The sequence below is a fragment of the Actinomadura violacea genome (assembly GCF_017573465.1).
GTDB lineage: Bacteria > Actinomycetota > Actinomycetes > Streptosporangiales > Streptosporangiaceae > Spirillospora > Spirillospora violacea.
Window position 1 is genome coordinate 44,658 of the sequence record NZ_JAGEPF010000054.1, and the last position, 9,284, is coordinate 53,941.

At 73.1% G+C, this 9,284-nt stretch carries 10 protein-coding genes; all 10 read left to right on the top strand.

Annotated features, from left to right (window positions below):
• Window positions 1–24: 24 nt before the first annotated feature.
• The 10 genes from J4709_RS51010 to J4709_RS51055 all read left to right on the top strand — a co-directional run bounded on the left by J4709_RS51010 (window position 25) and on the right by J4709_RS51055 (window position 9,197).
• The gene (locus J4709_RS51010) at window positions 25–480 is read left to right on the top strand and encodes a DUF2752 domain-containing protein (RefSeq protein WP_307802160.1); all 456 of its coding nucleotides are present in this window, start codon (window positions 25–27) and stop codon (window positions 478–480) included.
• 134 nt (window positions 481–614) lie between these two features.
• Window positions 615–1,421: an indole-3-glycerol phosphate synthase TrpC gene (trpC, locus tag J4709_RS51015; protein ID WP_208252762.1), complete on the top strand. Its 807-nt coding sequence runs from the start codon at window positions 615–617 to the stop codon at window positions 1,419–1,421.
• Between the two features lie 132 nt (window positions 1,422–1,553).
• Window positions 1,554–2,786 carry a tryptophan synthase subunit beta gene (gene trpB, locus J4709_RS51020; RefSeq protein ID WP_208252763.1) on the top strand — a complete coding sequence of 411 codons (1,233 nt, stop codon included), beginning with the start codon at window positions 1,554–1,556 and terminating at the stop codon, window positions 2,784–2,786.
• Window positions 2,783–3,595, top strand: a complete 813-nt coding sequence (trpA, locus tag J4709_RS51025) for a tryptophan synthase subunit alpha (protein WP_208252764.1) — start codon at window positions 2,783–2,785, stop codon at window positions 3,593–3,595. The genes trpB and trpA overlap by 4 nt, the downstream gene beginning before the upstream one ends.
• Window positions 3,596–3,813: 218 nt before the next feature.
• Window positions 3,814–4,302 (top strand): vitamin K epoxide reductase family protein, encoded by a 489-nt coding sequence (locus tag J4709_RS51030; RefSeq protein WP_208252765.1) that lies wholly within the window; start codon window positions 3,814–3,816, stop codon window positions 4,300–4,302.
• A 56-nt stretch (window positions 4,303–4,358) separates the two neighbouring features.
• Window positions 4,359–5,138 (top strand): DsbA family protein, encoded by a 780-nt coding sequence (locus J4709_RS51035; protein WP_208252766.1) that lies wholly within the window; start codon window positions 4,359–4,361, stop codon window positions 5,136–5,138.
• A 97-nt stretch (window positions 5,139–5,235) separates the two neighbouring features.
• Window positions 5,236–6,057, top strand: a complete 822-nt coding sequence (locus J4709_RS51040; RefSeq protein ID WP_232385342.1) for a DsbA family protein — start codon at window positions 5,236–5,238, stop codon at window positions 6,055–6,057.
• Window positions 6,058–6,213: 156 nt separating this feature from the next.
• Window positions 6,214–7,551 (top strand): prolipoprotein diacylglyceryl transferase, encoded by a 1,338-nt coding sequence (gene lgt, locus J4709_RS51045; RefSeq protein ID WP_208252767.1) that lies wholly within the window; start codon window positions 6,214–6,216, stop codon window positions 7,549–7,551.
• Window positions 7,552–7,561: 10 nt separating this feature from the next.
• The gene (locus J4709_RS51050) at window positions 7,562–8,299 is read left to right on the top strand and encodes a VIT1/CCC1 transporter family protein (RefSeq protein WP_232385343.1); all 738 of its coding nucleotides are present in this window, start codon (window positions 7,562–7,564) and stop codon (window positions 8,297–8,299) included.
• 109 nt (window positions 8,300–8,408) lie between these two features.
• Complete coding sequence (locus J4709_RS51055) at window positions 8,409–9,197, top strand: hypothetical protein (RefSeq protein ID WP_208252768.1); 789 nt, start codon at window positions 8,409–8,411, stop codon at window positions 9,195–9,197.
• Window positions 9,198–9,284 lie beyond the last annotated feature (87 nt).

Here is a 9,284-nt window from a genome sequence, read left to right on the forward strand (position 1 = left end):
GAGGACGGCCTTAAGGTGGAGGGCGTGAGCCGTCCCGCCGTCCACGCGCATCCCCATCCGGCGGGCGAGCGTCCGCGCGGGAGCCTTGCGCGGACGCTGCTGCCGCACGGGACCGTGCTGGCCGCGGCGGCCGGGGCGTCGGTGCTGGTCGCGTTCGTCGACCCGAACCAGCCCGGCCACTACCCGACCTGCCCGTTCCTCGCCATGACCGGCTACTACTGCCCCGGCTGCGGCGCGATGCGGCTGGTCAACGCGCTCACGCACGGGCACGTCGGCGCCGCGTTCGGCTTCAACCCGCTGCTGTTCCTGCTGCTGCCGGTCTTCGGCTACCTGTACGTCCGCTGGACGGTGCTGAGCGCGCGGGGCCGGCCGATGTGGTCGGCGCTGTTCCGGCCCGTCCCGGTGTACTCCTTCGTCGGCGTCGTGGCCGTCTACTGGATCGTGCGGAACCTGCCGTTCGCGCACGCCCTGGCGCCCTGACCCGCGGACGGCGCCGCCGGACGCCCGGACCGCCGCGCCCCGCGGACGTCCCGGACCCCTCCCGGGTGCGAGGACCGTCGGCGGGGGCGGCTACGATCGGTGCACGGATCGACCTGAAATAGGGGGCCTACCACTTGAGCGTCTTGGACGAGATCATCGACGGCGTCCGGGCCGATCTCACCGAACGGCAGCGGGAGGTCCCGCTCGGCGCGCTGAAGGACAAGGCCGCGGCCGCCCCCGCCCCCCGCGACGCGCTCGGCGCGCTGCGCGGCCCGGGCGTGTCGGTCATCGCCGAGGTCAAGCGCAGCAGCCCGTCCAAGGGCGCGCTCGCCGCGATCGCCGACCCCGCCGCCCTCGCCCGCGACTACGAGGCCGGCGGCGCCAAGGTGATCAGCGTGCTGACCGAGCGGCGCCGCTTCGGCGGCAGCCTGCAGGACCTCGCGGACGTCCGCGCCAACGTCGACGTCTCCGTCCTGCGCAAGGACTTCATCGTCACCTCCTACCAGCTGTGGGAGGCGCGCGCGCACGGCGCCGACATGGCGCTGCTGATCGTCGCGGCGCTGGAGCAGGACGCGCTGGTGTCGCTGGTCGAGCGGGCCGAGTCGATCGGGCTGCTCCCGCTCGTCGAGGTGCACACCGAGGAGGAGGCCGCCCGCGCCGTGGACGCGGGCGCTAAGGTCATCGGGGTGAACGCGCGCGACCTGCGCACCCTGCAGGTCGACCGGGGCGTCTTCGCCCGCGTCGCGCCCGCGATCCCCAAGCCCGTCGTGAAGATCGCCGAGTCCGGCGTGCGCGGCCCGCACGACCTGCTCGCCTACGCCTCCAGCGGCGCCGACGCCGTGCTGGTGGGGGAGAGCCTGGTCATCGGCCGCGACCCGCGGACCGCGGTCGCCGACCTGGTCGCCGCCGGCGCGCACCCCGCGCTGCGGCAGAGCGGCTGACCGGCGCCGGCGGGAACTCGGTAGGCTACGGTCATGCCCGCAGAGCCGCTCCACGAGCGATGGCGGGGCCTCGCAGCATCTCCATGAGAATGTCCGACAGGCCCCTTACGCAGTGACAGGACGCGTTTTCCCATGACCATCGACAGTGCGGCGCGCGCTGCCGCCGTGCCCGACGCCACCGGCCACTTCGGCCGCTTCGGCGGCCGGTTCGCCCCCGAGGCGCTGATGGCGGCGCTGGACGAGCTGACCCGCGAGTTCGAGACCGCGAAGAACGACCCCGCCTTCACCGCCGAGCTGGACGACCTGCTCGCGAACTACGCGGGCCGGCCGAGCCTGCTGACCGAGGCGAAGCGGTTCGGCGAGCACGCGGGCGGCGCCCGGGTGCTGCTGAAGCGCGAGGACCTCAACCACACCGGCTCCCACAAGATCAACAACGTGCTGGGGCAGGCGCTGCTGACCCGCCGGATGGGCAAGACCCGGGTGATCGCCGAGACCGGCGCCGGCCAGCACGGCGTCGCGACCGCGACCGCCGCGGCGCTGCTCGGCCTCGACTGCACCGTCTACATGGGCGAGGTCGACACCGAGCGGCAGGCCCTCAACGTCGCCCGGATGCGGATGCTCGGCGCCGAGGTGATCCCGGTCCGGACCGGCAGCCGCACCCTCAAGGACGCCTGCAACGAGGCGTTCCGCGACTGGGTCGCCAGCGTCGAGGACACCCACTACTGCATCGGCTCGGTGATGGGCCCGCACCCGTTCCCGATGATGGTCCGCGACTTCCAGCGGATCATCGGCGTCGAGGCGCGGCGGCAGTGCCTGGAGCTGACCGGCAAGCTGCCGGATGCGGTCGTCGCCTGCGTCGGCGGCGGCTCCAACGCCATCGGCATGTTCCACGCCTTCGTGCCGGACGAGACCGTCCGGCTGTACGGGTTCGAGGCGGGCGGCGACGGCGTCGGGTCCGGCAAGCACGCCGCGACCCTCGTCGGCGGGTCGCTCGGCGTCATCCACGGCATGCGCACCTACCTGCTGCAGGACGACGACGGCCAGACCATGGAGACCCACTCGATCTCCGCCGGCCTGGACTACCCCGGCGTCGGCCCCGAGCACTCCTGGCTGCACGACTCCGGCCGCGCCGAGTACCGCGAGATCACCGACGCCGAGGCGATGGAGGCGTTCTCGCTGCTGTGCCGCACCGAGGGCATCATCCCGGCGATCGAGTCCGCGCACGCGCTGGCCGGCGCGCTGAAGGTCGGCAAGGAGCTGGGCCCGGACGCCACCATCGCGGTGTGCCTGTCCGGACGCGGCGACAAGGACATGCACACGGCCGCGTCCTTCTTCGGCCTAATGCCCGAAGGGGAGGCGCAGTGAGCGTCAAGGACGCCTACGACAAGGCCAGGGCCGAGAACCGCGCCGCGCTCGTCGGCTACCTGCCCGCCGGGTTCCCGACCTTCGACGGCGCCGTCGAGGCCGCGAAGACCATGGTCGACGCCGGCTGCGACGTCATCGAGATCGGGCTGCCCTACACCGACCCGATGATGGACGGCCCCACCATCCAGGACGCGGTGCACCGCGCGCTCGTCGGCGGCGTCCGCGTCGCCGACGTGTTCCGCACCGTCGAGGCCGTCGCCGCCACCGGCGCCCCGACGCTGGTCATGACGTACTGGAACCCGGTCGACCGGCACGGCGTCGGCGCGTTCGCCCGCGACCTCGCGTCCGCCGGCGGCGCCGGGCTGATCACCCCCGACCTCACGCCCGAGGAGGGCGGCGAGTGGGTCGAGGCCGCCGACGAGCACGGCCTCGACCGGGTGTTCCTCGTCGCGCTCAGCTCCACCGACGAGCGCATCGAGACCGTCACCGGCGCGTGCCGCGGGTTCGTGTACGCGGCGTCGCTGATGGGCGTCACCGGCGCCCGCACCGCCGTCGACACCGGCGCGCCGCGGCTCGTCGAGCGCACCCGGGAGATCATCGACCGGTCCGGCCGGGACCTGCCCGTCGGCCTCGGGCTCGGGGTCGGCAACGGCGCGCAGGCCGCCGAGGTCGCCGGCTTCGCCGACGGCGTGATCGTCGGGTCGGCGTTCATCCGCCGGCTGCTCGACGCCCCGGACCTCGCCACCGGCCTCGCCGGCGTCCGCGCGCTCACCACGGAACTGGCCGAAGGCGTCCGCAAGGGCCGCTGAAACGCCCGGCCCGCGCGGCTTGCGGGCCCATCGTCCGGCGCGTATCGGACGGCCGGAAAATGATCATTCGTTCCGCGGAAACGGCTCCCCGCCGTTTCCGCGGACGTTTTTCCGCGTTCCGGGAACTCGCCGTCACCGCCGTCCGGTTGATGCTTGTGGCGGCCTCCCGCTCCCGTAAGGTGTTTTCGCCGGCGGAGGCCGTCCCGGAAGGATCCACGATGACGCAAGAGATGACGGCGCGGGAACGCGCGACGGCGGCGGCGCCCGTCCCGGCCCTGTGGTACCAGGCCCTCGCCTGGCTGCTGACCCTGGCCGGGCTCGGCATCTCCGTCTACCTGACGATCACCCACTACGACCAGGGCGCGCTGGTCTGCTCGGCGACCGCCACGGTGGACTGCCACGCGGTCACCACCAGCGAGTACTCCACGCTGCTCGGCATCCCCATGCCGCTGCTCGGGCTCGCGTTCTTCGTCGGCTTCGGCGCGCTGATCACCCCGTGGGCGATGCGCTCGCCGTGGCCGCCGCTGCGCTGGGGGCGGCTGGCGGCGGTGTCGGTGGGCGTCCTGTTCGTCGTCTACCTGGTGACGGTCGAGTTCGCGCTGCTCCACAAGATCTGCCTGTGGTGCAGCGGGGTCCACGCCATCACTATCCTGCTCTTCGTCCTCGTTCTGTTCGACGAGTTCCGGCGGATCGGTCAGGCCGACTAGTCCCGCCGGACCCGCGCCGCACGCACCACGCGCGGCCCCCATTCCTAGGAGTACCAATGAGCAAGGCCGCACGGGAGCGGTCCGCGAGAGAGCGCCTGGCCGCCGAACGGCGGCGGCAGGCGGCGCGGGCCAAGCAGCGGCGGCTGCTGTCCATCGTCCTCGGGTCGGTGGTCGCGGTGGCGGTGATCGTGGTGGCGACCGTCCTCGTCGTCGACCACAAGAACAAGAGCGGCCGCGCCGAGGTCCACTCGGGCGCGCTGGCCCCCCTCAGCCGCCAGGCCGACGGCTCGATCGTGATGGCCAAGGCCGGCGTCACCAAGCCGGAGCTGGAGATCTTCGAGGACTTCCAGTGCCCGAACTGCAAGGAGTTCGAGAAGAACACCGGCTCGACCGTCGAGCAGCTCGCCGCCGAGGGCAAGGTGAAGGTCGTCTACCGGCCGTTCCACCTGTTCGGCAACAGCCCCGACCCGGTCAAGACGAACTCGCTGCGCTCCGCCGAGGCCGCGCTGTGCGTCCCCGCCGACAAGTGGATCTCCTACCACGACGCGCTGTTCCGCTTCCAGCCGGCCGAGGGCTCGAAGGGCTTCGCGCCCAAGGACCTGGTCAAGTGGGGCAAGGACATCGGGATCTCCGACCCGAACTTCGAGAAGTGCGTCACCGGCGAGCAGAAGAAGGCCGACGTCGCCGCGATGACCAACTACGCGCTGCAGACCCGCAAGGTCGACAGCACCCCGACGGTCTTCCTCGACGGGCGCAAGCTCGACACCAACGTCGTCTTCACCCCCGACGGCCTGAAGGCCATGGTCGCGGCGGCCGCCGCCACCCCGAAGAAGTGACCGCCCGCCGCCCCTGACCGCAGGACCCTCCGTGCGGCCTCACCGCGCGGGACGCCCCTCCCCACTACGCTCGGACATGACCCGGTAACACATCGTCATGGCCGTTGGGGGATCGATGAGCAAGGCCGACAGGGAGCGTTCCGCGCGGGACAGGCTCGCGGAGGAGCGGAGGCGGGCGGCGGCGCAGCAGCGGCGCAGGCGGCTGCTGGTGGTCGTGCTCGGCGCGGTGGCGGCCGTGGCCGTCGTGGTCGTCATCGTCGTCGTCGCGCTGGGCAACCGGGGCGGCGACGGCGGCCCCGCCGCGCAGAAGTACACCGGCCCCATCGCGCCCGCGACCCGCCAGCAGGACGGCTCGGTCGCCATGGCGAACTCCGGCGTCACCGCGCCCGTCCTGGACGTCTTCGAGGACTTCCAGTGCCCGGCCTGCAAGGCGATGGAGGCCCGCGTCGGCGGCACGATCAAGAAGCTCGCGGCCGAGGGCCGGGTCAAGGTCGTCTACCGGCCGTTCCAGCTGTTCCAGCAGGACCCGCTGATGTCCAACTCGCGGCGCGCCGCCAACGCCGCCGCCTGCATGCCGGCCGACCACTGGGTGAAGTACCACGACAAGCTGTACGCCGAGCAGCCGCCCGAGGGCGACAAGGGCTTCTCCGACCCGGACCTGATCAAGTGGGCGGGGCAGCTCGGCGTCACCGCCCCCTCGTTCGCCGCGTGCGTGAACGGCGCGCAGAAGATGGGCCAGGTCGACCAGGCCACCGCCTACGCCGGCAAGGTCGGCGTGACCGCGACCCCGTTCCTGGCGCTGAACGGCAAGCAGCTCGGCAACGACGCCCTGGGCTCCTCGGACGCCCTGCAGAAGGCCGTCGCCCAGGCGGGCTCCGGCACGCCGCGCTCCGCGGGCACGGCGCCTGCCCAGCGCTGACGGGCCGCCGCGCTCCGCGCAGGGCTGAAACCGCTCCGCGCGAGGGCTGTTCGCCGCTCTGTACGGTCTCGTACCGGTGTCCGTAGCGCGGCGATCGGCTGTCGGTGGCGCGGACGTTTCCGTCCCACGCCGCCGGAGGCGGTAACGTCAACGGTCATGCACCCGGTCGCCTTCATCCCGAGCCCGTCCCAGGGCGTCTGGCACCTCGGACCCGTCCCGCTCCGTGCCTACGCGATCATGATCATTCTCGGCATCGTCGCCGCGGTCTGGGTCGGCGAGCGACGCTGGGCGGCCAAGGGCGGCAGCCCCGGCACGATCATCGACATCGCCGTGTGGGCGGTGCCGTTCGGCCTGGTCGGCGGGCGCCTGTACCACGTGATCACCGACGCGCAGCGGTACTTCGGCAGCGGCGGCGACCCGGTCCGGGCACTGGAGATCTGGAAGGGCGGCCTCGGCATCTGGGGCGCGATCGCGCTCGGCGCGGTCGGCGCGTACATCGGCTGCCGGCGGCGCGGCATCTCGATCCTGGCGCTCGCCGACGCGTGCGCGCCCGGGATCGTCCTCGCGCAGGCGGTCGGCCGCTGGGGCAACTACTGGAACCAGGAGCTGTACGGCAAGCCGCTGCACACGTTCTGGGCCCTGAAGATCGACCCGAGCCACCGGCCGACGCTCGGCGACGGCCCCGCCCTGGACCCCAAGTACGAGAACATCGGCACCTACCACCCGACGTTCCTGTACGAGTCGCTGTGGTGCATCGGCGTCGCGATCCTGATCATCTGGGCGGACCGCCGCTACAAGCTCACGCACGGCCGCGCGTTCGCGCTGTACGTCGCCGCCTACACGGTGGGACGCGGCTGGATCGAGGCGCTGCGCATCGACGACGCGCACCACTTCCTCGGCCTGCGGCTGAACGACTACACCTCGATCGTGGTGTTCCTCTGCGCCGCCGCCTACCTGTACTTCGCGCGCAACAAGACCGGCCCTGAGGCCGTCGCCGGCCACGCGCCCGGTGTCGTCGCGGCCGAGGGGCCCGCCGGCGAGGAGCCCGCGGCCGCCGAGGCGGCGGAGCCCGCGAAGGTCGAGATCACGAAGGCCGGGACCGCCGACGACGGGCCCGCGCAGGACGAGCCGCCCGCCGCGGACGCCGAGCCGGAGTCCGCGGAGCCCGCGCCGGAGAAGGACACGGCCGGGAAGGACGAGGCGGAAGAGCCCGCCGACGCGGAGTCCGCGGACGCCGCGGACGCCGCGCAGCCCGCCGAGGACGAGCCCGCCGAGCCGGCGGAGGCGCCGGTGCCCGCCCCGGCCCCCGAGGCGGCGGAGGAGCCCGCTGAGCGCCCGGAGGCGGCCGTCGAGCCCGAGCCGGCGGACGGCGCCGAACCCGAACCCGAACCCCGCGCCGAAGCCGCCGCCGTGACCGGGGAGAATGATCCCGACGGTGCCGCCGACGCTTCCGAGCGGGTAGGGAAGGGAGAGCCCGTCAAGGACGGGAAGTAGGACGAGCGAGATGGCCGGTTCGGGGGAGATGACCGGGGAGAAGTCCGAGCACACGCCGGAACTGCACCACCAGCACCGCGACGTCAGCGGGGGCTGGCTGCGGCCCGCCGTGTTCGGCGCGATGGACGGGCTGGTCTCCAACTTCGCGCTGATCGCGGGGATCGCGGGCGGCAGGCAGGACCCGAAGATCGTGCTGCTGGCGGGCCTCGCCGGGCTGGCGGCGGGCGCGTTCTCGATGGCGGCGGGGGAGTACATCTCCGTCGCGTCCCAGTCGGAGCTGGCGCTCGCCGAGATCGAGATCGAGCGGCTGGAGCTGGCCCGCAACCCGGTGGCCGAGCAGCGCGAGCTGGCCGGGGTGTTCGAGGCGCGCGGGGTGGACCCGGAGACCGCCGCGGAGGTGGCGCGGCAGCTGTCGCGCAACCCCGAGGGGGCGCTGGAGGTCCACTCCAAGGAGGAGCTCGGGGTGTCCCCGGGGGACCTGCCGTCGCCGCTGCTGGCGGCGGGGTCGTCGTTCCTGTCGTTCGCGGTGGGGGCGCTGCTGCCGGTGCTGCCGTACCTGCTGGGCGCGTCCACGCTGTGGCCGGCCGCCGCGGTCGCGGCGCTCGGGCTGTTCGCCGCGGGCGCGCTGGTGTCGCGGGTGACGACGCGGGCGTGGTGGTTCGGCGGGGCGCGCCAGCTGCTGTTCGGCGCGGCGGCCGCCGCGATCACCTACGGCGTCGGCGCGCTCATCGGAACGAACGGGTTGTGACCCGGGCGGGGCGCTGAGCTGCGCCTCGCCGCGGCCGGCTTCGCAACAGATACGGATGAATCGCCCTTTTGGGCGCGGCGGGTGCGGCGGGACCGCTAAGCTCCGGGGCGTGATCGAGGCCCGTGATACTGGTTCCCCCGCGGCCGGGCGCGACGGTGCGGGACAGGACTTCTGGCCGGAGGACAAGCCCTCCCGGAAGCTCCCGAACCCCAAGCTGCTGTACGGCGGCGCGGCCGCGCTCGTCGCCGTGATCGTGATCGCGGTGGTGGCCGTGGTCGCCCTCGGCGGCGGAGGCGGCGGCGACAAGCCCGCGGCGAAGGCCGTGCCGACCGCCTACACGCCCGACTTCAGCGCCGACGGCTTCGGGAAGATCGCCCAGCGCGGCGCCGACAACCGGGCGATCACCGAGGGGGAGGCGTTCTCCGCGGACGCCAAGACCCTCAAGCAGGGCAAGTACACGCTGTCGATGGCCGCCTCGGACCTGACGTCCGACTGCAAGGCCGCCAGCTGGGGCGAGCGGCTGCAGGGCGACCTCGCCAAGTACGGCTGCACCCAGGTGGTCCGCAGCGCCTACGTCAGCCCGGACAAGAAGTACGTCGGGCAGTTCATGGTCGTGAACCTGGTGAGCCAGGAGGGCTCGGCGCAGGTGCTCCGCGACCTCGACAAGGCGACCGGCGCCGGCGGCCTGACGCCGCTGCAGCCCAAGGGCGTCCCGGCGTTCGGGCCCGGGTTCACCGCCGCGTACGCCAGCGTCTACGGGCACTACGCGGTCGTGACGTGGGTGGAGCGCGCGGGCGGTGAGCGGCCCGCCTCGCTCAACGAGATGATCGACGTCAGCCTGGTCGTGGAGAACGCCGGTGACTTCCTCTACCAGCGGCTCGACCTGGCCGGGCAGTAGTCTCCGCCGTCGTGGAACCCGATGACCGCGGCCGCCGCGGCGGCCGCCCGATCGGAAGGGCGTCCGGTCGGGTAAGAGTGGTAAGGG